Origin of the sequence: Cellulomonas humilata, assembly GCF_030814415.1 — a bacterium.
Classification (GTDB): domain Bacteria; phylum Actinomycetota; class Actinomycetes; order Actinomycetales; family Cellulomonadaceae; genus Cellulomonas; species Cellulomonas humilata_A.
In genome coordinates this window covers 464,855-488,844 of record NZ_JAUSVB010000001.1, presented here as the reverse complement: position 1 = coordinate 488,844, position 23,990 = coordinate 464,855, and the positions used below count along the sequence as shown (strand labels likewise).

Annotated in this window: 22 protein-coding genes; 12 read left to right on the top strand and 10 right to left on the bottom strand. The window is 73.5% G+C overall.

Annotated features, from left to right (window positions below; all coding sequences use genetic code 11):
• Nucleotides 1-9 precede the first annotated feature (9 nt).
• Both J2X26_RS02175 and J2X26_RS02170 read right to left on the bottom strand, forming a co-directional pair.
• Nucleotides 10-285, bottom strand: coding sequence for a DUF4031 domain-containing protein (locus J2X26_RS02175; RefSeq protein WP_307489431.1), 276 nt, complete (start codon nucleotides 283-285; stop codon nucleotides 10-12).
• A gap of 30 nt (nucleotides 286-315) precedes the next feature.
• On the bottom strand, nucleotides 316-606 hold the full coding sequence (locus J2X26_RS02170) for a WXG100 family type VII secretion target (protein WP_056019522.1): 291 nt from the start codon (nucleotides 604-606) through the stop codon (nucleotides 316-318).
• Between the two features lie 156 nt (nucleotides 607-762).
• Between J2X26_RS02170 and J2X26_RS02165 the strand changes: the two genes are divergently transcribed.
• Complete coding sequence (locus tag J2X26_RS02165; RefSeq protein WP_307489429.1) at nucleotides 763-1,203, top strand: hypothetical protein; 441 nt, start codon at nucleotides 763-765, stop codon at nucleotides 1,201-1,203.
• A gap of 25 nt (nucleotides 1,204-1,228) precedes the next feature.
• Here the strand turns inward: J2X26_RS02165 and J2X26_RS02160 are convergent, their stop codons facing one another.
• From J2X26_RS02160 to J2X26_RS02150, 3 genes are read right to left on the bottom strand one after another with little or no spacing between them, the layout of a single operon-like run.
• Entirely contained in the window at nucleotides 1,229-1,996 is a 768-nt protein-coding gene (locus J2X26_RS02160; RefSeq protein WP_307489427.1) for an HD domain-containing protein, read from the bottom strand.
• 43 nt (nucleotides 1,997-2,039) lie between these two features.
• Entirely contained in the window at nucleotides 2,040-3,572 is a 1,533-nt protein-coding gene (locus J2X26_RS02155) for a sensor histidine kinase (RefSeq protein WP_307489426.1), read from the bottom strand.
• The gene (locus J2X26_RS02150; RefSeq protein WP_307489424.1) at nucleotides 3,569-4,303 is read right to left on the bottom strand and encodes a response regulator transcription factor; all 735 of its coding nucleotides are present in this window, start codon (nucleotides 4,301-4,303) and stop codon (nucleotides 3,569-3,571) included. The genes J2X26_RS02155 and J2X26_RS02150 overlap by 4 nt, the downstream gene beginning before the upstream one ends.
• Nucleotides 4,304-4,493: 190 nt before the next feature.
• Between J2X26_RS02150 and J2X26_RS02145 the strand changes: the two genes are divergently transcribed.
• Nucleotides 4,494-5,255 (top strand): type 1 glutamine amidotransferase, encoded by a 762-nt coding sequence (locus J2X26_RS02145; protein ID WP_307489422.1) that lies wholly within the window; start codon nucleotides 4,494-4,496, stop codon nucleotides 5,253-5,255.
• Nucleotides 5,256-5,303: 48 nt separating this feature from the next.
• Here J2X26_RS02145 and J2X26_RS02140 read toward each other — a convergent pair whose 3' ends face one another.
• A complete protein-coding gene (locus tag J2X26_RS02140; RefSeq protein ID WP_307489420.1) occupies nucleotides 5,304-6,968 on the bottom strand; it encodes a DNA repair helicase XPB in 1,665 nt (554 codons plus the stop codon).
• Nucleotides 6,965-9,367, bottom strand: coding sequence for a helicase-associated domain-containing protein (locus J2X26_RS02135; RefSeq protein ID WP_307489418.1), 2,403 nt, complete (start codon nucleotides 9,365-9,367; stop codon nucleotides 6,965-6,967). The genes J2X26_RS02140 and J2X26_RS02135 overlap by 4 nt, the downstream gene beginning before the upstream one ends.
• Before the next feature lie 114 nt (nucleotides 9,368-9,481).
• On the opposite strand from J2X26_RS02135, the gene J2X26_RS02130 reads away from it, so the two are divergent.
• Both J2X26_RS02130 and J2X26_RS02125 read left to right on the top strand, forming a co-directional pair.
• On the top strand, nucleotides 9,482-10,702 hold the full coding sequence (locus J2X26_RS02130) for a M20 metallopeptidase family protein (protein ID WP_307489416.1): 1,221 nt from the start codon (nucleotides 9,482-9,484) through the stop codon (nucleotides 10,700-10,702).
• Nucleotides 10,703-10,802: 100 nt separating this feature from the next.
• Complete coding sequence (locus J2X26_RS02125; protein WP_307489414.1) at nucleotides 10,803-11,315, top strand: hypothetical protein; 513 nt, start codon at nucleotides 10,803-10,805, stop codon at nucleotides 11,313-11,315.
• Between the two features lie 6 nt (nucleotides 11,316-11,321).
• On the opposite strand, the gene J2X26_RS02120 is transcribed toward J2X26_RS02125, so the two are convergent.
• Nucleotides 11,322-11,669 (bottom strand): TraR/DksA family transcriptional regulator, encoded by a 348-nt coding sequence (locus J2X26_RS02120; protein WP_307489413.1) that lies wholly within the window; start codon nucleotides 11,667-11,669, stop codon nucleotides 11,322-11,324.
• Between the two features lie 124 nt (nucleotides 11,670-11,793).
• Here J2X26_RS02120 and J2X26_RS02115 point away from each other — a divergent pair, with 124 nt between their 5' ends.
• From J2X26_RS02115 to J2X26_RS02100, 4 genes are read left to right on the top strand one after another with little or no spacing between them, the layout of a single operon-like run.
• On the top strand, nucleotides 11,794-12,177 hold the full coding sequence (locus tag J2X26_RS02115; protein WP_055917071.1) for a cold-shock protein: 384 nt from the start codon (nucleotides 11,794-11,796) through the stop codon (nucleotides 12,175-12,177).
• A 2-nt stretch (nucleotides 12,178-12,179) separates the two neighbouring features.
• Nucleotides 12,180-13,283, top strand: coding sequence for a DUF3027 domain-containing protein (locus J2X26_RS02110; protein WP_307489409.1), 1,104 nt, complete (start codon nucleotides 12,180-12,182; stop codon nucleotides 13,281-13,283).
• Nucleotides 13,280-16,330 (top strand): ATP-binding protein, encoded by a 3,051-nt coding sequence (locus J2X26_RS02105; RefSeq protein ID WP_307489407.1) that lies wholly within the window; start codon nucleotides 13,280-13,282, stop codon nucleotides 16,328-16,330. The genes J2X26_RS02110 and J2X26_RS02105 overlap by 4 nt, the downstream gene beginning before the upstream one ends.
• Nucleotides 16,331-16,340: 10 nt before the next feature.
• On the top strand, nucleotides 16,341-17,057 hold the full coding sequence (locus tag J2X26_RS02100; protein ID WP_307489405.1) for a CAP domain-containing protein: 717 nt from the start codon (nucleotides 16,341-16,343) through the stop codon (nucleotides 17,055-17,057).
• 15 nt (nucleotides 17,058-17,072) lie between these two features.
• On the opposite strand, the gene J2X26_RS02095 is transcribed toward J2X26_RS02100, so the two are convergent.
• Complete coding sequence (locus tag J2X26_RS02095; protein ID WP_307489403.1) at nucleotides 17,073-17,318, bottom strand: DUF2530 domain-containing protein; 246 nt, start codon at nucleotides 17,316-17,318, stop codon at nucleotides 17,073-17,075.
• Nucleotides 17,319-17,399: 81 nt separating this feature from the next.
• Between J2X26_RS02095 and J2X26_RS02090 the strand changes: the two genes are divergently transcribed.
• Nucleotides 17,400-18,899, top strand: a complete 1,500-nt coding sequence (locus J2X26_RS02090; RefSeq protein WP_307489401.1) for an NCS2 family permease — start codon at nucleotides 17,400-17,402, stop codon at nucleotides 18,897-18,899.
• 55 nt (nucleotides 18,900-18,954) lie between these two features.
• Here the strand turns inward: J2X26_RS02090 and J2X26_RS02085 are convergent, their stop codons facing one another.
• Nucleotides 18,955-19,572 (bottom strand): arsenate reductase/protein-tyrosine-phosphatase family protein, encoded by a 618-nt coding sequence (locus tag J2X26_RS02085; RefSeq protein WP_307489399.1) that lies wholly within the window; start codon nucleotides 19,570-19,572, stop codon nucleotides 18,955-18,957.
• 472 nt (nucleotides 19,573-20,044) lie between these two features.
• On the opposite strand from J2X26_RS02085, the gene J2X26_RS02080 reads away from it, so the two are divergent.
• The 3 genes from J2X26_RS02080 to J2X26_RS02070 all read left to right on the top strand — a co-directional run bounded on the left by J2X26_RS02080 (nucleotide 20,045) and on the right by J2X26_RS02070 (nucleotide 23,681).
• Nucleotides 20,045-20,446: a peptidase gene (locus J2X26_RS02080; protein WP_307489397.1), complete on the top strand. Its 402-nt coding sequence runs from the start codon at nucleotides 20,045-20,047 to the stop codon at nucleotides 20,444-20,446.
• Nucleotides 20,447-21,317: 871 nt separating this feature from the next.
• A complete protein-coding gene (locus tag J2X26_RS02075; RefSeq protein WP_307489395.1) occupies nucleotides 21,318-23,120 on the top strand; it encodes a DUF4012 domain-containing protein in 1,803 nt (600 codons plus the stop codon).
• Between the two features lie 108 nt (nucleotides 23,121-23,228).
• Complete coding sequence (locus tag J2X26_RS02070; RefSeq protein ID WP_307489394.1) at nucleotides 23,229-23,681, top strand: peptidase; 453 nt, start codon at nucleotides 23,229-23,231, stop codon at nucleotides 23,679-23,681.
• Nucleotides 23,682-23,990: the final 309 nt, after the last annotated feature.

Sequence of the window (23,990 nt, the reverse complement as noted above, 5' to 3'; positions counted from 1 at the left end):
GCAGCTCGACTAGTGGCGCCGCACACGGTCCCGCGCCGGCACCCGCAGCCCCGACGCCCGCAGCCGACGGATCAGCTCCTTGGCGCTCACCAGCTCCGCCCCGAGCGCGACCAGCTCCTCGATCCGCTGGTCCGGCACGTCGTAGTGGTCCCGGTCGAACCCGCGCTCCGGGATGCCGGCCCGGGCGGCGAACGCGTGCAGCTCCTCCAGCGACGAGTCGCTGACCAGGTGCCCCCAGAGCATGCCGTGGTTCGGCCACATCGGGGGATCCACGAGCACGGTCACCGCCCGAGCGTAGGCACGTCCGGGCGCCGGCTACACGGTGAACAGGCGGGACGCCTGCGTCTCGGCCTCGGCGTACGTGCGGGCCGCCGACTGCATGGCCGCGACGATCTGCTCCAGCGACGCGTCGAGGCGCGTCTCGGTGGCTGTCCAGTCGGCCAGCACCCCGGTGAACGCCGTGGCAGCCGCCCCGCGCCACGACCCCTGCAGCTCCGCCAGCTGTCGGTGCATCGCGGCGACCTCACTGCGGATCGTTCCCGCGCGCGCCTGGACGCTCGCTGCCGCGGTCGCGACCTGCGCGCTGTCGACCTCGTACCTGCTCATGAGACCTCCGTCGGTGAGGGCCGGGCGGTCCCGGCTCATGTCCGACGACGCTAGGGGAGCGCCGGTAGGTGGGACGTGCGGACGGCGGCAACGGTGGTGTTCGGGACACGACGGCGGGCTGTGGGCGGCTCGGGGCCGCACCGGTACGTTCTGCGAGTGACGATCACTCGGAGGGGCGCGGTCTGGCGAGGCACGGAGGCCGCTGACCTGGACAGCTATCTCGTCGACTACGAGGCGGGCGGCTACGCGGTCACGGTCACCGTCCACCCGGTCTGCGGGTCGTGCGGCGAGGCGCTGGGGTTCTACGTGCTCGTCGATGACGACGAGGGCGCAGCCGTCCGCGCCTGCCCCGGGTGCGAGGACGAGGTCGAGATGCTCGATACCGCCGACTACGTGGACGACTGCGAGTTCGGTGAAGCGACCTGTCCGTGCGGCGGGGACCTGTTCGACGTCGCGGTCGGCTACTCGCTCCTTGACGACGGCGAGGTCCGGTGGATCAGCGTCGCCCTGCGCTGCCACGCGGACGGTCGGCTCGGCGTCTACACCGACTGGAAGGTCGACTACGTGCCGTCGCGTCACCTGCTCGACTCGGCCTGACGCCGGTCGCCGACGGCCGGACTTCTCAGGTGCGAGCGGCGTTCGAGCCCTCGGCGTCGGCCCCGCGGCCGGTGTTGGACGCGGCGGCCTCGGCGGCGGCGGCGTCGATCCCGCGCAGCTCCTTCTCCAGCCGCTGCAGCTCGCCCGACAGGTTCTGCCGAGCAGGCTCCTCCCAGGCGGACCCGAGGGGGCTGACGAACAGCGAGGGCCGCGCGAGGAGCTTGTGGATGATGCGGACACGGGCCCGCACGTAGTCCTCGAGCGGCAGGTGCGAGTACTCGGCACGGATGTCCTGCACGTACGCCTTGTACTTCTGGGGCTCGGTGGCGAGCATCGCCAGGTCGGCGTCGCACAGGACCGCGCAGTCGAAGTCCGCGGGGTTCGGAGCGTGCCGGACGAGGGCCACGACGAGGTCGTGCACGCGCTGGGCGCGGGCCTCGGGGACGCCGAGGGCGATCAGCTCGTCGAAGGCGAGACGCGCGCTGGCGATCTCGTCCTCGCCGCCGCGGTTGGCGTACGCCTTGCGGTCGGCGGCGTCGAAGATCGCGCCGTGGTACCAGGCGGCGAGCCGCACGACGTCGGGCTGGTGGGTCTCCTCCACCAGCTCGTCGACGCGGATGAGCACGTCGACCAGGTGCTTCAGGTTGTGGAACGACCGCCCGGGCGAGCCCCAACGGTCCACGAGGGCCTGGCCGGCGTCGCGGATCTGCTCGGTCGGGGCGGTGGCACCGGCCCCGACGGCGCTGCGCACGAATGCGGACAACAACCACTGCGGTGCGTCATGGACGCCCATGGATCAGCCTTACTCCGACGGTAGGAACCCGCCATGGTAGCCCTCAGACCTGAGCCTCGTGGTCCGTACCGGGGAGCGTGACACGGACGGTCGTACCGCCTCCGGGCGTCTGCGCCAGGCGCACCGAACCGTGGTGCGCGGAGACGATCGCAGCGACGATGGCCATGCCCAGGCCCGCCCCGCCGGAGTCGCGGCCGCGGCTGGCGTCCACCCGGTAGAACCGCTCGAACACGCGGGCGGCGTGCTCCGGGTCGATGCCGGGCCCGTGGTCGCGCACCTCGATCGCGCCCTCGCCGGACGGCAGGAGGCCGACGGCGATCTCGACCGGCGTGCCGGAAGGTGTGTGCTGAACGGCGTTGCCGACGAGGTTCGCGAGCACCTGACGCAGTCGCGACTCCTCGCCGACGACGACGCACGGACCGCTCTGCGCACCGTCCTCGAGCGGGACCAGCCGGGTGGGCCGTGCGGGGTCGAGGGCGTGCAGGTCGCTGACGGCGTCGGCGGCGAGCACCGTGAGGTCGACGGGGCCGGTGCGCATCGGGCGGCCCTCGTCGAGCCGGGCGAGCGCGAGCAGGTCCTCGACGAGCGCGCCCATGCGGGTGGCGGACTGCTCGATGCGGCGCATGGTGTCGTCGACCTGGTCGGTCGTGGTCAGCGCGCCCATCCGGTACAGCTCGCCGTAGCCGCGGATGGTGGCCAGGGGGGTGCGGAGCTCGTGCGAGGCGTCGGCGACGAACCGGCGCATGCGGGCCTCGGACGCGGTCTGCGCGCCGAACGCCTGCTCGATCTGCGCGAGCATCCCGTTGAGGGCCGCGGACAGGCGGCCGACCTCGGTGTGCTCGGACGCGGCGGGCACGCGCTGGGAGAGGTCGCCGGCGGCGATCGCGGCGGCGGTCGTCTCGATCTCGCGCAGCGGCTTCAGGGACCGGCGGACCGCCCACGCGCCCGCTGCGGCGCCGAGGAGCACGATGCCGAGGCCGCTGAGGAGCAGGACCAGGCTCATGTGCCGGACAGTGCGCTCGATGTCGCCCAGGGGGAGGGCGACGACGATCGAGCCGGCCGGCGTGCCGTCGGCGGTGTAGATCGGGTACGCGACGGCTCGCCAGGAGGAGCCGGGCCGCGTGGAGTCGACCGTGAACGGCTCACCCTCGCTGGCCTCGAGCTGCGCGGTGGTCAGGTCGGGGACCGTCGGGGTGCCGTACCGCGAGGCGGCGGTCGGCGAGATGGACTCGTCGTCGACCGTGCCGACCTCGACGCGGACGTAGTAGTCGCTGGGCGTCATGCTGCTGCCGAAGCCGCGGCTGAGCGACTGCACCGTGTTCTGGGCCAGCTCCTCGCTCTCGGTCCGCAGCTTGTTGTCGACCTGCCCGACGAGCGTGCCCTCGAGCAGCGCGGCGCTGGTGGCACCCGCCAGGACCAGGCCGACGGCGAGCAGGACCGTCACGATGCTGACCAGCCGGGCGACGAGCGTCGTCCCGGCCCACCAGTCCCGCAGCCCCGCCAGCCGGCGCGGAGGGTCGGGCGCTGGTGGTGCTGCCGGCTCGACGGCCACCTCGTCCGTCGGCGCAGCCGTCACGACGACTCGCGCAGCAGGTAGCCCACCCCGCGCTTGGTGTGGATCAGCGGAGGCAGGCGTCGGCCGTCGGCGTCGTCGAGGTGGTCGACCTTGCGCCGCAGATAAGAGATGTAGGACTCGACGATGTTCGCGTCGCCGCCCCAGTCGTACTGCCAGACGTGGTCGAGGATCTGCGACTTCGACAGCACGCGGCCGGGGTTGAGCATCAGGTAGCGCAGGAGCTTGAACTCGGTGGGGGACAAGTCGACGGGGTGCCCGGCGCGGACCACCTCGTGGGAGTCCTCGTCGAGCTCCAGGTCGGCGTACCGCAGCACGCTGCTGTCGTCGTCGAGACCCGGGCGTGTCCGCCGCAGGACCGCGCGGATCCGGGCGACGACCTCCTCCAGGCTGAACGGCTTGGTGACGTAGTCGTCGCCGCCGACGGTCAGGCCCTGGACCTTGTCGGCCGTGTCGTCTCGCGCGGTGAGGAAGAGCACGGGGACGTGCTGGCCCTTCTCCCGCAGCCGCCGGGTGACGGTGAACCCGTCCATGTCGGGGAGCATCACGTCGAGCACCACGAGGTCCGGCTCGACCTCGCGCGCGAGGCGCAGTGCGGAGCCTCCGTCGGCGGCGGCGTAGACCTCGAACCCGGCGAAGCGCAGGGAGGTCGCCAGCAGCTCACGGATGTTCGGCTCGTCGTCGACGACGAGCAGGCGTGCTTCCGGCGTGCCCGACGCGTGGGGTGTCGACATAGGTCGAGTCTGGACCGGATCCCTGGGAGTTCGCTGGGTGAATGCCGAAGGGGCACGTGCCCGCGGCTGTGATGACGCGCACGCGTGACAGATTCATCCGCCCGGCAAATATGGACAGTTGACCTGCAAGGGGACAGATAGGTCGTCCGTTCCCTGTCGACGGGCCTCCCGACGGGGGTACCGTCTCCGCGTGACCACCCCCCTGCACGGCGACCGTCGCCCGGTCGTCACCGTCATCCAGAGCTCTCCCGACGTCCCCCTCGACCGCTTCGGCGAGTGGCTCGGCGACGTCGAGCTGCGCATCGTCGCGGCGTTCGCCGGTGAGAGCGTTCCCGTCGCGGGCGAGGTCGGCGACGGCCTCGTCGTCCTCGGCGGGCACACGTCGACGTACGACGACGCAAGCGCCCCGTGGCTGCCGGAGCTGCGCGCGCTGCTCGCCGACGCGAGCACCCAGGGCGTCCCCACTCTCGGCATCTGCCTCGGCGCCCAGCTGCTCGCCGCAGCGCGTGGCGGCCGCGTGCAGGTAGCGGCCCCTCCCGGGCGCGAGTCCGGGATCGTCGACGTGCGCTGGCGCCCCGAGGCCGCCGGTGACGCGGTCGTCGGAGCCGTCGCGGCGCTCGCGGACAGCCGTCACAGCACCCCGCAGCCGAGCATGCACGCGGACGCCGTCGTCGACCTGCCCCGCGGCGCGGTCTGGCTGGCGTCGTCGGCCATGTACCCGTACCAGGCGTTCCGCATCGGGTCGGCGTGGGGCGTGCAGTTCCACCCCGAGGCCGGCGCGGAGACCCTGCGCGGCTGGGCCGACAGCCACGACGACGTCGACACCGACGCCGTGCTGGCCGCCTACGCCGCGCGTCAGGACGAGGTCGAGACCGTGGGCCGCACGCTGGCCGAGTCGTTCGCCGCGCACGTGCGCGCGAGCGCCGACGAGCCCGAGGCCGTCTCCGTCTGAGCACACAGCAGAGCGCCCGACCCCTGGGGGTCGGGCGCTCTCGCCATGTCAGGAGGGAAGGTCCGTCGCCGGGTCCAAGCCGAGGTCCTCCGCGTCCACGATCGAGTACGCGTACCCCTGCTCGGCCAGGAAGCGCTGCCGGTGGGCGGCGAAGTCCTGGTCGACGGTGTCGCGGGCGACGACCGTGTAGAAGTGCGCGGTCCGCCCGTCGCCCTTGGGGCGCATGATCCGGCCGAGCCGCTGCGCCTCCTCCTGGCGGGACCCGAACGAGCCGGACACCTGGATGGCGACGGACGCCTCGGGCAGGTCGATGGAGAAGTTGGCGACCTTGCTCACGACGAGCTTGGTGATCTCGCCGGCCCGGAACGCGTCGAACAGCCGCTGGCGCTCGTGCACGGTGGTCTCGCCGGTGATGAGATCCGCGTCCAGGTGCTCCGCGAGCGTGTGGAGCTGGTCGAGGTACTGGCCGATCACCAGGGTCGGGTCGCCCTCGTGCTTGGCGACGAGCTGCTCGACCACCCGGTTCTTGCCGCGGGCGGTCGCGGCGAGCCGGTACCGCTCCTCCGGCTCGGCGGTCGCGTAGGCCATGCGGTCGGCGTCGGGAAGCGTGAGGCGGACCTCGACGCAGTCGGCGGGCGCGATGTAGCCCTGGGCCTCGATGTCCTTCCAGGGGGCGTCGAACCGCTTGGGCCCGATGAGGCTGAACACCTCGTCCTCGCGACCGTCCTCGCGCACCAGGGTGGCGGTCAGGCCGAGGCGCCGGCGCGCCTGCAGGTCCGCGGTCATCCGGAAGATCGGCGCCGGGAGGAGGTGGACCTCGTCGTAGACCACGAGGCCCCAGTCGCGGGCGTCGAGCAGCTCGAGGTGCGTGTAGACGCCCTTCCGCTTCGTCGTGAGCACCTGGTACGTCGCGATGGTGACCGGGCGGATCTCCTTGCGGGCACCGGAGTACTCGCCGATCTCGTCCTCGGTGAGCGAGGTGCGCTTGACCAGCTCGTCGCGCCACTGCCGGGCGCTGACCGTGTTGGTCACCAGGATCAGGGTCGTCGTCGACGAGCGGGCCATCGCCCCCGCACCGACCAGCGTCTTGCCGGCGCCACAGGGCAGGACCACGACGCCGGAGCCGCCGTGGAAGAAGCCGTCGACGGCCTGCTGCTGGTACGGGCGCAGCGCCCAGCCGTCCTCGAGGAGGTCGATCTGGTGCGCCTCGCCGTTGACGTACCCGGCCAGGTCCTCGGCCGGCCAGCCGAGCTTGAGCAGCACCTGCTTGAGGTGACCGCGCTCGGAGGGGTGGACGATGACGTCGGTCGCGTCGATGCGGGCGCCGAGCAGGCCGGCGGTGCGCTTGGACCGGACCACCTCGACCAGGACCGCCGGGTCCAGGGCGTGCAGGATCAGGCCGTGCACCGGGTCCTGGATCAGCTGCAGGCGGCCGTACCGGGACATGGTGTCGGCGACGTCGACGAGCAGGGCGTGCGGCACGGGGTAGCGCGAGTACTCGAGGAGGACGTCGACCACCTGCTCGGCGTCGTGGCCCGCGGCGCGCGCGTTCCACAGGCCCAGCGGCGTCAGGCGGTAGGTGTGCACGTGCTCGGGTGCGCGCTCCAGCTCCGCGAACGGGGCGATCGCGCGACGGCAGGCCTCCGCCTGGTCGTGGTCGACCTCGAGCAGGAGCGTCTTGTCGCTCTGCACGATGAGGGGGCCGTTGGTCACGAAGTCTCCTGATGCTCGTCTGACGGTGCTGTCGCGCGGGTGACGGTCGCGATGCGGTGCACCGCAACCGTCAGCTCGGACTCACGAGCGGTGTCGATGGCCCGCAGCCGGCCGCCCTCGACCCGCAGGGGTCGCAGGAGCCGCCGCTGCGGGACGCCGTGGGAGCCGACCAGCTCGACCCACACCTCGGCCTTCTCGGCCGCCGCCTCGCGCAGGAGCACCAACGCGTCGACGGGGTCGGCTGTTCCCGCACCCGGCGGTGGCGCGCTCGGCGTGGTCGCCGGCCGCCGGGCGGGCGTCGGCAGGATCGTGCCCGGAACCCGCTCGGCCTCGTCGGCCTTGCGCTCCGCCTCCGCCCGCCGCAGCTGCGGCACCAGGGCGAGCAGGCGCTCGTCGGTGAGGGCCTCGCGGGCGCTCGTGGGGGCCGCGTCCGACGCCCGGCGGCGGGCACCCGCGGTGGCGCGACGGCCCACGCGACGGATCGACGACACCACGTGCACGACCTGCCCGTCCGGCCCCTCGGCGACGGGCGCCAGACCGTGGGCGCGCAGGGCCTCGACCAGCTCACGGGCCGGCGCCTGGGCCGCCAGGACGGTCGGCGCCAGGCGGATCAGGCCGAGCGACGCGAGCCGGGGGTCCTCGGCCAGACCGGCCAGCAGGGAGGGGTCGTCGGCCCGCACGTAGCCCGAGGCCGACCCGACGCGCAGCCGGCCGTGGCGCCGGGCGGCATCGCGGACCAGGTACTCGAGCGGCTGCGGCACGCCCGCGCGCGAGTGGGTGGCCAGCTCGGCGAGCAGGCCGTCTGCGGTCGACCCGGCGTCCAGGGCGCGGCGGACGGACTCCGGGGTGAACCGGACGGTGAGCGCGCCACCGCGGGACTCGACGTGGGCCGTGCGGTCCAGGAGGTCCTCGAGCTCCGGGCTGGGCCGTCCCGGGACGACACCCGTCAGGTCGCCCTGCAGGAGGATCTCGTCCACGGCGGGCGGCAGCGCTGCGGCGAGCGCGTCCGCGGGGTCGGCGGCGCCGACCAGAGGAGCCGTCTCCAGGAGCAGGGCGCGGCCGGCGTCGGACAGCGCGCCCGCACCGAGGATGCCGAGGCGACCCGCCTCGACGAGCATCGCGTGGACGGCGGCGGGCGGCGGCACGGACCGCGGGGTGCGCCAGCGCAGCACGGCGACGACGTGCGCGGCATCCAGCGCGGTTCCCGGTGGGGTGTCCGCGAGGACGTCGAGCACGGCCCGACGCAGCCGCGGTGCCCAGGTGCGCTGCAGCTCGGGGTCCAGCGCGGCCCGCACCCCGCCGCGGTCGTCGCGACCCCCGACGAGCCACGGGGTGCGCATCGTCGAACGCCACGTGCGGGCCAGGGCGGCCCACCGGTCGGGCACGTCGCGCACGGCCCACTCGTCGACCGCGACCGTCGGGGCGAACGACGGGTTGTCCTCGCCGTCGTCGGCCACGAACGCGGCGGCGCCCGCCAGCTCGATGACGAAGGCCGCCTCGGCCTCGTCCGTCTCCAGGGTGGACGCCACGCGCCGCAGCTCGCGCACGCCCAGGCCGCCGCCGCGCAGCACGCCGGGCGGCGCCTGCTCCCAGAGGCGGATCAGCCGGGCGACGAGGAGCACGATGCGCTCGCCCGCAGCGGCCGACTCGGCGGCGACGAGCGTGTGGCTCCGGTGGGGGACGTCGTCCGGCAGCAGCGGCGGGAACGCGGGGGAGGTGTGGGTGCGTCCGCCGCGCAGCGCCAGGGCGACCGCGCGGGGCAGGACGACATGGCGCGAGTCGCCGGGGAGGAGCAGGTGGCGACGGAGCAGCCAGTCGACGGCCGCGGCGGCCGCGGTGCTGTTGGACGGCGCCAGGCCGATCGGCGGACCCCACAGCAGGGCGTCCAGCACCGGGCGCGCGCCGGCGGGTGCGGTGCGCAGGAGCGTCGGCAGGTCGTCGAGGTCGACCGGCTCTGCGGGGGTGCCGCGGCGGATGCCCGCGTCGGCCGACGCGAGGCCCGCCGGGTAGGGACCGAGGATCTCCGCGAGGCCGGGCGACGCCTGGAGCGGTGCGTCGGAGGCGTCGGACTCCGGGTAGACGAGGGTGCCGACGACCGCGAGCCGCAGCGCCCGCTCGACCAGCGCGACCCCGGCCTCGTCGGTCGCGCCGACCGCCGCGGCGAGGTCCGCCGCCGTGACCGGGCCGGGGTCGGCGAGCGCTACGACGGCCTCGAGCACCTGCAGCACGCTCGCGTCCACGCCGGCGAGCGCGCGCTCGAGGCTGGACCGGCTGGTCGCGCGGACCGCGAGGGACGACAGGGTCGCGGGCGACGGTGACGCCAGGTCCGGACGGCTGCGCAGGAGCGCGACGAGCTCGTCGTCGCTCCGTTCGCGCAGGTAACCGGTGAACGTGGGCATCCGCACAACCTTACGCGGCGCAGGGCGCCGACGGGGGTATGGCTACCCACCAGTAACAGGTGGCGACCGTCTGGCAGGCTCGTCGCGAACCCGCACCCGCCCGGAGGCCCGCCCGTGACCCTCTCGCCCGAGACCCTCGCCGCCCTGCGCTCCGACGCCACCGCGCAGCTGCCGTCGCTCGTCGAGCTGCGCCGTGCCCTGCACCGCAGCCCGGAGATCGGTCTCCACCTGCCCACCACCCAGCAGCTCGTGCTGGACGCGATCGCGCTGCTCGGCCTCGAGGTCCGCAGGGGCACCGGGCTCAGCTCCGTGGTCGCCGTGCTGCGCGGCGGTCGGCCCGGTCCCGCCGTCCTGCTGCGCGGGGACATGGACGCCCTCCCCGTCACCGAGGACACCGGCGAGCCGTTCACCTCCGAGCGCGACGGGGTCATGCACGCCTGCGGGCACGACCTGCACGTCGCGGGCCTCGTCGGCGCCGCACGGTTGCTGGCCGACCGTCGCGACGAGCTCGCCGGCGACGTCGTCCTGATGTTCCAGCCCGGCGAGGAGGGCGACCACGGGGCGCGCCTCATGATCGAGGAAGGTGTCCTCGACGCGGCCGGCTCCCGCGTCGTCGCCGTGTACGGCCTGCACGTGATGTCGTCCGTGCTGCCCACCGGGCTGGTCGCGTCCAAGGCCGGCACCATGCTGGCCGCCGCCGACTCGGTCGTCGTCACGGTCCACGGCCGCGGCGGTCACGGGTCGATGCCGCACCTCGCGGCGGACCCGGTGCCCGTCGCCGCGGAGATCGTCCTCGCGCTGCAGGCGATGGTCACGCGGCAGTTCGACGTGTTCGACCCCGTCGTCGTCACCGTCGGCAGGATCGCGGCCGGCACGACGAACAACGTCATCCCCGCGACCGCCGTGCTGGAGGCGACCGTCCGGTCGTTCTCCGAGGCGACGCACGCCGTGGTCCCCGAGCGCCTGACCCGGGTGGTCGACGGCATCGCCGCAGCCCACGGACTGACGGCGACCGTCGACTACCGGCGCGGGTACCCGGTCACCTCGAACACGCCCGCCGAGGTGGACCGCCTGGCCGGCCTCGTCCGCGGCATGCTCGGCGAGCAGGCGTACCTGACCGCCCCGCAGCCGCTGTCCGGCGCCGAGGACTTCTCCTACCTGCTCCAGGAGGTGCCCGGCGCGTACTTCGGGCTCGGCGCGACCCCTCCCGGCGAGGACCCCGCGACCGCCGCCTACAACCACTCCGCGCAGGCCCGGTTCGCCGAGGAGTCGCTCGCCGTGGGCCCGGCCGTGCTCGCGGCGCTGGCGCTCGACCGGCTCGCCGAGGGCGGGTGAACTGACGCGCGGACGGATGACCCGTCGTCGAGAGTGCCCCGGAGTGCCGGACCGTCTCGCTACATTCCGCTGACGTCCGTCCAGCAGCGGGGAGCGCACGGTGGGTGAGGGTCACGAGCAGCGACCGCGTGCCGCCGCGTCCCTCGCGGTGACGACCGTCGTCGCCTGCGGGGCGCTCCTGTGGACAGGAGCAGCCGCCGCTGGAACCGACGGTGACGCGATGCGGATCCGGCTGGGTGCGGACGGGTGGCAGGACCGGGAGCTCGCGTCGCTGGACGAGGTGGAGGCCGTGATGGACGTCGACTGCCCCGACATCCCCTCGAGCGCTCCGCCGAACGGCCTGGTGCTCTGCGCCTCCACCCAGCTCACCGGTGGCGAGCCCCGGTCCGTCGGCGGTCCAGGGGAGCTGGACCCGCTCACCGAGGTGCTCGTCGCCCAGGGCTACTGCGCGGTCGCGCCAGCCGCCTGGGACCCCGACGCCGAGCCGCCGCTGCCGGAGGGGTGTCTCCCGTCCAGCGTCCCGCTCGACCTCTCCGGGGTGTCCGAGGAGGACCGGATCATGATCGAGAACCTCCTGAACGTGCCGGAGCCGGAGTTCACGATCGCGCCGTAGGCCAGGTCAGCGCCCCGCGCAGCCCACACAGGTCGTCGCCGTCGGGCGCGCCTCGAGCCGCCCCGCCGCGATCGGCTCACCGCACCGGGTGCAGGTCCCGTAGGTGCCGTCGTCGATCCGTCGCAGCGCGTCGTCCACCGACTCCAGGCGCGCGAGCGCGTCCCGGACCAGCGCATCCACCTGTGCCCGCTCGAAGGCGATCGTCGAGCCCTCGGGGTCGTGCTCGTCGTCGGCGTTGCTGTCGCGGGACGCATCGACGACCGCGCGGTGCTCGCCCTCCAGCGCGGACAGGCGCTCGAGGGTCACGGCGCGGAGCTCCTCGAGCCTCGCGCGGGCGGTGGTGTCGGGGGTCATCACCTGCACAACGCCCGTCCGACCCACGCCCTTCCCGGTCAGGTGCGGCCCGGCGGGGATTTTCGCGGGCCGCGGCCGGTAACCTTGAGGCCAGTACGTCTTCTTCTCATGAACGGGGTTCACCGTGCCTACCGGCAAGGTCAAGTGGTTCGACACCGAGCGCGGCTTCGGGTTCATCGCCGGCGACGACGGCGGCGAGGTCTTCCTGCACGCGTCGGCGCTGCCCGAGGGCGTCAACGCACCCAAGCCCGGCGCCAAGGTCGACTACGGCGTCGCCGACGGCCGCCGTGGTCCGCAGGCCCTGTCGGTCAAGCTGCTGGACCCCGTGCCGTCTGTCGCGAAGGCGTCGCGCAAGCCCGCCGACGACATGGCCGTCATCATCGAGGACCTCATCAAGGTCCTCGACCGCGTCGGCAACGACCTGCGTCGTGGCCGCTACCCCGAGAAGGCTCGTGGGGTTCAGTACGCCGCCCTGCTGCGAGCCGTCGCGGACGACATCGAGGCCTGAGCATGCCTGCAGCAACCAAGGACGCGGTCCTCGGATCGGCCGTCGACCTGGCCCGCGAGGTCGCCGTCGGCCTGGCCGAGGACCCCTCCGACGTCGGCGAGTACCTCGGCCTCGTCGTCGAGGGCGAGCGGCTGGTGTCCCACCGGTTCGCCTCCGCCGCCCGCGGCTACCGCGGCTGGGAGTGGACCGTCACGGTCGCCCGCGTGCCGCGCGGCCGCACCGCCACCGTCTGCGAGGCCGAGCTGCTGCCCGGCCCCGACGCGGTGCTCGGCCAGGCCTGGCTGCCGTGGTCCGAGCGCATCCGCCCCGGCGACATCGGCCCCGGCGACGTCCTGCCGTTCAAGGCCGACGACCCGCGGCTCGAGCCCGGCTGGACCCCGACCGGGGACCCCGAGCTCGACGACGTCGCGATCGACGAGCTCGCCCTGGCCCGCGTGCGGGTGCTGTCGCCGGAGGGTCGCGACGAGGCCGCCGAGCGCTGGTACCGCGGCCCGCACGGTCCGACGAGCGCCGGGTCGCTCGCGTCGGCCGCCGCGTGCGGCAGCTGCGGGTTCCTGGTGCCGCTGCGGGGGTCGCTCGGCACCGTCTTCGGGGTCTGCGCGAACCAGTGGTCGCCCGACGACGGGGTCGTCGTCAGCGTCGACCACGGCTGCGGCGCCCACTCCGAGACCGACGCGGAGGCGCCTCCGACCGACTGGCCGGCCCCGGACCCGCTCATCGACGAGCTCAGCCTCGAGACGGTCCAGCTGACGCAGCCCGCCGCCGAGGCCCAGCCCGAGGCACCCCAGGCGGACGAGGCCCCGAGCGATGAGGGCCCGTCCGACGTGGTTGCGACGGACGAGGTCGCGACGGACGAGGCTTCGACCGACGAGGTCGCGGTGGACGAGGTCTCCGCCGACGGGGCCGCGTCGGCTGATGTCGCGACGGACGAGACCCAGTCCGAACCGAGCCCGGTTGCCGAGCCGCAGCCCGACGAGGCTCCGACGGACGACGCCGGTCCCGACAGCACGTCGGTCGATTCCCCCGAGTCGACCGACGCCCCGGACGACACCACCACCTCCGACTCCGCAGACGAGTCCCCGGCCCGCCCCGACCCGGAGCCGTGACCGCCGACGCCTTCGGGACGGCCGCCCTGCGCGCGGCCGTCCTGGGGGCGTGGCGGGTCTCCCCGGCACGGCTGCGGGAGGACGCCAACACGGAGGAGGACCACGCCCGCGGCTACTACCGCGACCGCGTGGTCGTCGAGCTCGCGCAGAACGCCGCGGACGCGGCCACCCGCGCAGGGGTGCCGGGTCGGCTGCTCCTGCGGCTGGCGCGCACGGAAGGCGACCGCCTGGTCCTGGTCGCCGCGAACACGGGTGCACCCCTGGACGCGGACGGTGTCGCGTCGCTGGTCTCCATGCGCGCGTCGGCCAAGCGGGACGACGCCCGGGCGGTCGGCCGGTTCGGCGTGGGGTTCGCCGCGGTGCGGTCGGTGTCCGACGAGATCTCGGTGCTGTCCACCACCGGCGGTCTGCGGTTCAGCGTGGCCGACACGGCCGAGCTGCTAGCGGAGTCGTCGGAGGACAACCCTGCGCTGGCCGACGAGGTGCGCCGCCGCGACCGCTCCCTGCCGGCCCTCCGGCTCCCGTTCCCCGCGGAGGGCACCCCGCCGACCGGGTACGACACGGCGGTGGTCCTGGAGCTGCGCGACGAGGTCGCCGCCGACGAGGTGCGCTCGCTCCTGCACGACGTCGGCGACCCGCTGCTGCTCGCGCTGCCGGGCCTGGTCGAGATCGTGGTCGACGACGACACCGGTCCGGTCCGGCGCCTGGCGGACGTCGCGGAGCGCTGGACGGTCGCGACGGGCGAGGGCGAGCTGCCGCTGGCGCTGATGGCGGACCGCCCGGTGGAGGAGCGTTCCGCCCGGGCGTGGCGCGTCACGTGGGCGCTCCCGCGCGGCGGCGCGGAGCTGGCTCGTGCGCAGCAGGTGGTGCACGCGCCCACGCCGACCGACGAGCCCTGCACGGTGCCCGCCCTGCTCGTCGCGACCTTCCCGCTGGACCCGTCCCGCCGGCACGTGGCCCCGGGCGCCCTCACCGAGGCCGTGCTCGACCACGCCGCCGACGTCTTCGCGCGCCTGGCACACGGTCGCGCGTCGGCCGGGCACGACGCCCTCGCACTCGTCCCGACGGGCCTCGCCGCAGGTGCCCTCGACGCGGCTCTGCGGGACCGCATCGTCGACCGCCTGACCCGCACGCCGCTGCTCGTCCCCGCAGCACCCGTCGACGAGGGCGCTCTCGTCGTCCCCGAGCGGGCCGTGGCGCTGGCCGGCTCTTCTGTGCACGACACGGGCGCGCTCGCCGCTCTGGGCCGGCGGGTGGCCGCGCTGGTGATCCTGCCGACCGGCCGGGAGTCGCAGGCGCGGGCCGTCGGCGTCGAGATCCGCTCGCTGGCGGACGTCGTCGAGGACCTGCCGGCCGCGAGCGACGGCGGGTGGGTCGAGCTGTACGACGCGCTCGCGCTCCTCGCCGACGACCCGCAGTCGCGCGAGGCGCTGGGGGCCGTCCCGGTGCCGCTGGCCGACGGTCGGGTGGTGCGTGGCGCGCGCGGCACCGTCGTGCTCGACCCCGAGCTCGCGGCCCGGCTCGGCGACCGGACGCTCGCGACGCTGGGCCGCTGGGGTGTCCGCGTGGTCGATCCCGCGGCCGCGCACCCCGTGCTGGAGCGGCTCGGCGCGCAGGCCCCCGACGCGGTGGGCCTGCTCACCCTGGACACGGTCCGCCGGGCGGTCGTGGACCTCGCCGACGACGAGAGCGAGACCGACGACGTCGTCGACACGGTCCTCACCCTCGTCGGGGCGGCGGAGGGCACCACCCTGCCCAGCGACGCGCTGCCGTGGCTCGGACTGCTCTCGCTACCCGCCGCGGACGGGGACCGCACCCCCGCGGACAGCCTCGTCCTGCCCGGCTCGCCCGCGGCGCAGCTGCTCGACGACCGCGTGCTGGGCACGGTCTCCGCCGAGGCGGTGGACCGCTGGGGTGCGCCGACGCTCACCGCGGTCGGGGTGCGCTCCGACCTGGTCCTGGTCCGTGTCCCGGACGTCCTGGCCGACGATCTCGACGCCCTGGCGGGCCCAGCCTCGCTGCGCGACGGCGCCACGGACTCGGCGACGCTGGCCGCGCAGTCGCTGGACGGCTGGGACGACTACCTCGCCCACCTGGGGGAGCGGCTCGGTCGCGGGGCGTACGTGGGGGAGGCCGTGGCGGTCGCGGACCTCGACGCGGTCGACCCGGAGGCGTGGCCGCAGGTGCTCGGACGCATCGCGGGGGAGCCGGCGCTGCGTCGCGCCCTCGTCGACCCGGTGCGCGGTGAGTCGTCGGCCCTCGCGCCGTCGTACACGTCGTGGTGGCTGCGCGAACGCTCGGACCTGGGTCTCGGGCGGCCGTTCGCCGTGGGGGACCGTCTGGGGGTGGTCCTGCCTCCCGCACCGGACGCCGTGGCCCACCTGGACGCCTCGGTGCAGCGGGCGCTCGGCGGGGTGGAGTCGCTGGAGGAGCTCGACGGCGCCGGCTGGACGCAGCTGCTCGACGCCTGGGGCCCGATCGGGGTCTCGGTCGACCCCGAGCTCGCCGTCGCCGTGTGGCGGTCGATGGCTCCCGACGAGCCCCCGGAGCGGCTGCCCGCGGTGGTCGGACCCGGCCGCGTGGCCGTCGTGCACGCCGAGGACGCCGCCGTCGCCGACCACCCCATGTGGTACCAGCGCACCGACGTGGCCGCGCTCGTGCCGGGCACGGAGGCCACCGCCGCGCTCCTCGACCTCCCGTTCGCCGGCGACCTGGCCGACGGCGCGGTGACGTCCGGCGGCGAGGTCGGCGACGTCCCCGCCGGGGTGCGCGCCCTGCTGCCGGACGCACCCGACACCTGGGTGCAGCACGACGACCTGCTCGTGGACGGGGCCCCCGTCGACTGGTGGGTCGAGGACTCCGTCGTGCACGCGGTCCACCTCGCGGGCCTCGCCGCGGGCCTCGCGCAGGCGGCCGGCCGGTGGGACCTGAGGTACGCGGTCGAGGTCCTGCTCACGGATCCGGACCGGGCTGCGGAGATCGCGCTGGACGTCGTCGAGGGTGGTCGCCCGGAGGGACGACTGTCCGATCTGTCCGGAAGCAGATAACCTCCCGGAGGTGCACCCGTTCCCCGCCGTCCCGGACAGCCGCCCAAGTCGGCGGAGGCTGCGGACGTCGAAGCCTCGGCGGCACCGGGCGCGCACGGCGTCCCTCGCGCTGGTCTGCACGTTCGCCCTGGTCGCAGTCCCGTTCGTGCTGACCTCGCCCACCGTCCAGCCCCACATCCCCGACGCCTTCGAGCTGGCCGCCCCGCGCGACGGCGACTCCGCGTCCCGGTCGGGTGGCCGGGCGCCCGCTTCTGAGTCGGAGGCACCGACCACAACGGCCCCGACGACGCCGGCCCCGGCGGTCGCAGCGCCCGTCGTCCCCGAACCTGCTCCCGAGCCCGCCCCCGCCCCCGAGCCGGTGCCCACCGCGCCGACGATGGTCGAGGAGATCGTCACCCGGACCAACGAGGAGCGGGCCGCGGCCGGCCTGCCTGCCCTGGCCGTCTCGGAGTGCGCCGCGCAGCAGGCCGTCGCCCGCACGGCGCTCCTCGCCGCCGAGAACCGGTTCGAGCACGACCCGCTGGAGCCCATCCTCGAGGCCTGCGCCGCGCGGGCCGTCGGCGAGAACCTGGCCCTCGGCTACCCGACGGCCGTCGCCGTCGTCGCCGGCTGGATGGGGTCCGACGGCCACCGGGCGAACATCCTCAACACGACGTACACGCAGATCGGCGTCGCCTGCACCAAGGGTCCGCGGGGCATCCTGTGCGCCCAGGTGTTCGTGGCCTGAGCGGGGCCGGCCGGGTCAGCGCCGGCGCGCGGTGTTGCGGCGGGCCCACAGCACGCCGAACAGCCCGAGGAGCACCCCGGTCGCGCACACCCACGCGGGCATCCACGATGCCTCGTCGTCGCCGAGCGCCAGCACGACGGCGACCACCAACGCGACACCCCAGACGGCCGTGCCGATGAGCATCACCCGTCCCAGGTCGACGTCCACCGGCGGCGGCGGGGTCCTGGTCGGATGCAGCAGCTTGGCGATCAACGAAGGCACCGGCAGAGCCTAGTCGGCTGCGTGGAAAGACCGTGATCGCTTCGTCAGACGGATGAAACACAGGTCTGCCACACTGCGCGCATGTCTACGACCCCCACGACGCAGACGGAACGTCCTGCGCCTCCGACGAACGCTGTCGACCGCTACTTCAAGATCACCGAGCGCGGCTCGACCATCGGTACCGAGATCCGTGGTGGTCTCGTCACCTTCTTCACGATGAGCTACATCATCGTGCTCAATCCCCTGATCATCGGCACGGTCCGCTCCGGCGACGGCCTGTTCCTCGGCGGTGGTGACGTCCCCAACCTGACGGCCGTCGCAGCGACCACCGCGCTCGTCGCGGGCGTGCTCACCATCCTCATGGGCGTCGTCGCCAACTTCCCGCTGGCCCTCGCAGCGGGCCTCGGCCTCAACGCCGTCGTCGCGTACTCGATCGCGGCCCTGCCGGACATGTCCTGGCAGGACGCCATGGGCATCGTCGTGCTCGAGGGCCTGATCATCCTGGTCCTCGTGCTCACCGGGTTCCGCACGGCGGTCTTCAAGTCGGTCCCCGTGGAGCTGAAGACGGCGATCAGCGTCGGCATCGGCCTGTTCATCGCGTTCATCGGTCTGGTGGACGCCGGCTTCGTGCGGATCCCCGCCAGCATGGCCGTCCCCGTGGAGCTCGGCATCGGCGGGTCGTTGGGCAGCTGGCCGCTGCTGGTGTTCGTGTTCGGGCTGATGCTCGCGATCATCCTCATGGTCCGCAACGTCAAGGGCGCCATCCTCATCGCGATCGTCTCGGCCACCGTCCTCGCGTTCGTCATCGAGCTCGTCGGCAACATCGGCAGCAAGACGGACGAGACCGGCGCGGTGGTGAACCCCGCCGGCTGGGCCCTCGACGTCCCGTCCTGGCCCGAGGGCGGGATCTTCGCGACGCCCGACTTCTCGCTCGTCGGCCAGTTCTCCCTCTTCGGCTCCATCGAGTCCATCGGGATCGTCGCCGTCCTGCTGCTCGTGTTCTCGCTCCTGCTCGCCGACTTCTTCGACACGATGGGCACGATGGTCGCCGTCGGCAGCGAGGCGAAGCTGCTGGACACGGACGGCAACCCGATCGGCACGCAGAAGATCCTCGTCGTCGACTCGATCGCGGCGGCCGCCGGTGGTGCGGGCAGCGTCTCGTCGAACACCAGCTACATCGAGTCCGCGTCGGGCGTCGGCGACGGTGCCCGGACCGGTCTGGCCTCCGTGGTGACCGGCATCGCGTTCCTGCTGGCCACGTTCCTGGCCCCGCTGGTCTCCATGGTCCCGTTCGAGGCGGCCACTCCGGCCCTCATCGTCGTCGGCTTCCTCATGGTCACGCAGATCACCGGCATCGACTGGAAGAACTGGGAGCTCGCCATCCCGGCGTTCCTCACGATCATCCTGATGCCGTTCACCTACTCGATCACCGCGGGCATCGGCGCAGGCATCATCACCTTCGTCGTCATCAAGCTGGCCGTCGGCAAGGTCCGCGAGATCCACACGTTCATGTGGGTGGCGTCGGCAATGTTCCTCGTCTACTTCCTCATCGGCCCGATCAAGAGCGTGCTCGGCGTCTAGCCCGCACACGACGGAGGCCGGGTCCCGACGGGGGCCCGGCCTCTCGTGCGTCCGGTCAGCGGCGGGCGGCCGCGACGATCGTGTCGATCGCGGGCACCATCAGGCCGAACGACGTGTCGTAGAGCGACTGGCCACCGCCGTACGGGTCCACCACGTCGTCGTCGGCGGGCCGGTGCGACACCAGGCCGCGCCGGCTGGCGGCAAGAGGCACCAGCGCGCGGAGGCGGTCGGCCGTGGTGGCGTTCGCCCCGGGGAGCGTCGCCGGGTCGACGTCCGCGACCAGGCGCGCGAGCTCGCGCAGCGTGAACGTGCGCCGCACCGCCGACGGGACCAGCTCGACGATCGCCGAGCGGTGCTTGCGCGTCAGCGCGAGCACCAGGTCCGACTGCTTCACCATGTCCGGCATCAGCTGCCGAGCCTCGAAGCCTCGAGGGTCGACGCCCTGCCCGGCGACCAGCCCGGCCATCTCGTCGGTCATCGGGTAGCCGGCCACCGCACCCGTGCCCGCCGAGGCCACCTCGATCGCGGGCGCGAGCCCACCGACGGCGTCGCGCCCCCGGTACGCCGCGCCCAGACCGGCAGCCAGCAGCCGCTCCGCCGCCGGCGACCGGCAGATGTTGCCGGTGCAGACGACGAGGACGCGGAAGGGCTCGGCCAGGTCGGTGGGGGTCACGGTCCTATCCTGCGGTGCCAGCCGCAACATCGCGGCATGACGTGACCCGATCGGCGCATCGTTTCCACCCTCCGAAGCTCGCGGGGTCGTGCACCCCGGACAGCCCTGCGCCGTCCCGCGTGGGCACCGAGGGCACCAGGGGGGTGGCCCGCTGCGGCGGCAGAGGGTAGGCCCTGTGGCGAATCGTCGCTATTGTCGGGTTCTGGGCATGGACGAGCGCGCCGGGGGCGGCGCGGACGATCTGGGGGACTGCCGGATGAAGCGAAGCTCACGCACCATCGCGACGGCCGTGGTTGCAGCCGCGCTCGCACTCTCGCCGCTGGCGGTTTCCGCGGCCAGCGCGGTGGTCGTTCCCGATCCCTCCGACACCACCACGGCGACGACCACGCCAACACCCACACCCACACCCACACCCACACCCACGCCTACGCCTACGCCCACCCCGACCCCACAGCCGGCAGGCTCCTGCGCCGTGAGCATGGCCACCACGACCGTCGGGGCCTCGTTGACGGTGAGCTGCACAGGGCTGGTGCCGGGGGCGGTCCACAGCATCACCGTGACGTCGACCGACCCGGCGACGCCCGACTCCGCGATCGACGTCGCCGGTGAGAAGACCACGTCCAAGACTGCGGGAGCCGACGGCGCGGTCGCCGGCGTCGTCACCCTGAGCGCGGCCGGCACCTACCTGATCGTGGTCAGGGACCAGACGAACACGCAGCTCAGCAGCCACACCGTCACGGCGGTCGCACGAGTCACGCCCACCGAGCTGAGCGAGACGGGCGTGGACCCGCTGCCGATCGCTCTGGGTGCGGCTGCTCTCATGGCCGTGGGTGCCGGCACACTCGTGCTCGTCCGGCGTCGGCAGTCCTCCTGATCGCGGGCGGCACGGGCGTGCCCCACCGATCCCGTCGGAGCGCGTCGATCTTCGTGCGCGTCCCCCGGCGTGCTAATCCCGGCCTGACCGGCTGACTCAGGACGCGCCGGTAGCCGACGACGAGGACGCGGAAGGGCTCGGCCAAGGGCGGTGGGGTCGCGGGGCAATTCTGGCGTCCAGGGTGCCCGAACGGAGCATCCGGTGACCCGATCGGCGCGGCCGCGTCACCCTGCGGCCGCCTCGTGCCGCGTCGTCAACCACCACCCGATCGGGCGAAACGTGCAGATGGCATCGCCGTACTGAGCGCAACGGGGGGGCGCGATGACGCATCCGGGGTGGGGGTCGGACTGGTCGGGTGTCGCCGTGCCGATCGTCGACCAGCGCGCCGGGAACGTTCTTGGGGGTCTGAGCGATCCGGTGCTCCCGCTCACCGCGGACGAGCAGACGCTCTTCGGCGACAACCGTGTCGCACGACTCGGGCGGAGGGCGGGATGTCCGAGTTCCGCGCAGTTGCGTGATTCTGGTGTCGGTTCGAGCAGCGCTCACCGACCTTGGCCTGGCGGCCGATGGCCGTCAGCATCGGCGTCCGACTGGTCCAGGGTCTACGTGCTGGCGCATCTCCAGGCGCCTGTCCGTGTGACGGGTCCGTCTCCGTGCCTCGCGGCGCGTTCTCCTGAACATGATGAAGTCCCCGCTCGTTTCCAACTCATGGCGAGGGAAGCAATCGGGTGAAGTGCTGATATGGCCAGAAGTCAGGCGAACGACCTGGTCGCGGTGCTGTCGAGGTCACCCGGTTATCTCAAGCGCAGCGGATACGATTCGCGACCGCGGACGTCCGACGGGGATGCCCGCGGTACCGAAGGGGGATGACGTGGCCGAGTCGCTTCCCCCTCGGCACGGCCGGATCAAGCCCAGATCCCGAGGGGCAGTCACAGGTGCCCTGCTGGGGTGCGGCCTGGTCGGCGCGACGATACTCGGGCTCGGAGCCTGGCTAGCGGTCGACGCGGTCCGCGCCTCCGACGCGCTGCACACAGCGAAGAGTGACGTCGGACATCTGCAGGCGAGCGTCACCGCGGGAGACAGCGCTGCGGCCTCGGCGGCGCTCCAGCAGCTCCAGGCCAACGCCGCCGTCGCAAGGGACGCGACGACCGGTCCTGCGTGGAGCGTGGCCGGTGCCACGCCCTGGGTGGGTGCGAACACCAGGGCCGTCCAGTCCGTCGCTGCCACGGTCGATGACCTCGCCCGGCACGCGTTGCCGTCCTTGATGGATGCCGCCTCGGTGGTCGACGCCGGGGCGCTCGCGCCCGTGGACGGTCGGATCGACGTGGCACCTCTCGCGGACGCGGCTCCGGCGGTCGTGGCCGCGGACCAGGCCGTGCAGGCCGCCGCGCGGCAGCTGGACGACATCGACACGTCGGCTCTCCTCGGGGTGGTCGCTGAGCCCGTCGAGCTGCTCCGGGAGCAGCTCGCGGACGTCGCCTCCACGACGGCCACCGCGGCACGCGCAGCCCAGCTGGTGCCGGCCATGCTCGGTGCCGACGGGCCGCGCGACTACCTGGTGCTCGTGCAGAACAACGCGGAGCAGCGGGCGACCGGCGGGATGCCCGGATCGGTGCTCCACCTGCGGGCGGACCACGGTGCGGTGCAGGTCATCGACGCGCGCGCGGCGGGGGAGCTCAGCGGGCTGGCTGAGCCGGTGCTGCCGCTCAGCGAGGCGGAGAGCGCCGTGTACGGCTCCCAGCTCGGCACCGACATGCGCGACGTCAACTTCACGCCGGACTTCCCACGGTCGGGTGCGTTGGCCAAGGGCATCTGGGAGGCCACGGTCGGCGGGCACATCGACGGGGTCCTCTCGGTGGATCCCGGGGCGCTCGCGCTGGTGCTGTCGGCGACCGGGCCGGTGACGCTCGCGGACGGCTCGACCCTCTCCGGGGCCGATGCGGTGGAGACGCTCCTCAACGGCGTCTACCTCGACAAGCCCGACCCTGCGGACCAGGACGCGTACTTCGCCGATGCCGCGAAGGCGTCGTTCGACGCCGTGGTGTCCGGCCAGGGGTCGCCGGCCGAGGTCATGGACGCGCTCGCGGAGGCCGCCCGCCAGGGGAGGCTCCTGGTGTGGTCGGCCGACGACGCCGAGCAGGAGCGACTGCGGGGGACGGTCCTCAGCGGTGAGCTGCGTGGCGTCGACGGTGACTCGCCGGTGATCGGCGTCTACCTCAACGACGGGACGCAGGCCAAGCTCGGCTACTACCTCGACCTCGACGTCGCCGCCGAGGCGACGGAGTGCCGGCCCGACGGCTCGCAGGTGGTGCACCTGTCGGTGGCGCTGACGTCCACCGCACCCGCCGACGCAGCCACCCTCCCGGCCTACCTCGTGGGCCTCGACAATCTGGTACCGCTCGGTGAGATTCGGACGAACGTGATGATCTACGCGCCCTTCGGTGGGCAATTCTCCGGCGTCCGGGTGAATTCAGAGACTCAGGGGCTGTTCTCGCAGGTCCACGACGGCCTGGCGTTAGGTGCCCGGACATTCACGCTGAAACCGGGCGAGAGCGGCACGCTGGAGATGGAGATCATCACAGGAATGCGACAGGCCGGTCCGGTGCACCTTCGCTCCACACCGACGGCCCGGCAATCCGGTGATGAAATCGTTGCTTCCGCCTGCATTGACTAGCACGTAAGGTCTGCCCAGCACCTTGTGCAGTTTCAGTCACATCGTTCCAGGGGGACACCCATGAATGTTCGTCGCACCGCTCTGGTTGCTGTTGCTGCCGTTGCACTCGTGCTCGCCCCGACCGCCGCGCAGGCGTACGGCGCCAATGACTTCTCCAACACCGGCACCGTGTCGAGCTCGTCGGCCAGTGGCTTCGCGGTCTCGCTGAAGGGCCCGGGCAACGCCCCGGTCACGCTGACCGTCACGAGCGAGACCGCGTCGGACAGCGAGATCCAGATCGCCGGCACCAAGACCCTGACCAAGACGACCGATGCCGCTGGCAACGTCACGTTCCAGGTCACGGTCGGCGCGGCCGGCACGTTCACCGTGGTCGCCACCGACCCGTCGGGTGCGGTCCTCAGCTCGCAGACGGTGCAGGCCGGCACGGCCGCGGCCGCTGGTCAGCTGAGCTCCACCGGTAGCAACGTGCTCCCGATCGCCCTCGGCGCCGGTGCTCTCGTTCTCGTCGGCGCCGGCGGCGTCGTCCTGGCGCGTCGTCGTGGAGCCTTCCAGGCGGCCTGATCGCTCAGCTCTTCCACGAGCCCCGCACTCTCTGGGTGCGGGGCTCGTTGCTGTCTGGAGCGACTCGCGGCACCCACCCGTCGACCGGCGCGCCGTCTCGTGCCGCTTGCTCCACGGGTCCACCTGAGGCGGCACAGAAGGCCTCAGCGCCCCGGAATGCACGCCCGGTCTGCACGAGCGCTCCGGTGCCACCCTGAGCGCGACGCGGACGAGCCCGATCGCGTCGTCCCTGAGCGAGCATCGCGTAGGAGCACTTAACTGACGAGCCCAGGAACGGCCGCAGCCCCGGACCCAACGAAGGGTCCGGGG

Coding starts and splice junctions, on each gene's coding strand:
- J2X26_RS02170 (WP_056019522.1), bottom strand. CDS start 606: ATGAGCAGGTACGAGGTCGACAGCGCGCAGGTCGCGACCGCGGCAGCG.
- J2X26_RS02160 (WP_307489427.1), bottom strand. CDS start 1,996: ATGGGCGTCCATGACGCACCGCAGTGGTTGTTGTCCGCATTCGTGCGC.
- J2X26_RS02150 (WP_307489424.1), bottom strand. CDS start 4,303: ATGTCGACACCCCACGCGTCGGGCACGCCGGAAGCACGCCTGCTCGTC.
- J2X26_RS02135 (WP_307489418.1), bottom strand. CDS start 9,367: ATGCCCACGTTCACCGGTTACCTGCGCGAACGGAGCGACGACGAGCTC.
- J2X26_RS02120 (WP_307489413.1), bottom strand. CDS start 11,669: ATGACCCCCGACACCACCGCCCGCGCGAGGCTCGAGGAGCTCCGCGCC.
- J2X26_RS02110 (WP_307489409.1), top strand. CDS start 12,180: ATGCCTGCAGCAACCAAGGACGCGGTCCTCGGATCGGCCGTCGACCTG.
- J2X26_RS02090 (WP_307489401.1), top strand. CDS start 17,400: ATGTCTACGACCCCCACGACGCAGACGGAACGTCCTGCGCCTCCGACG.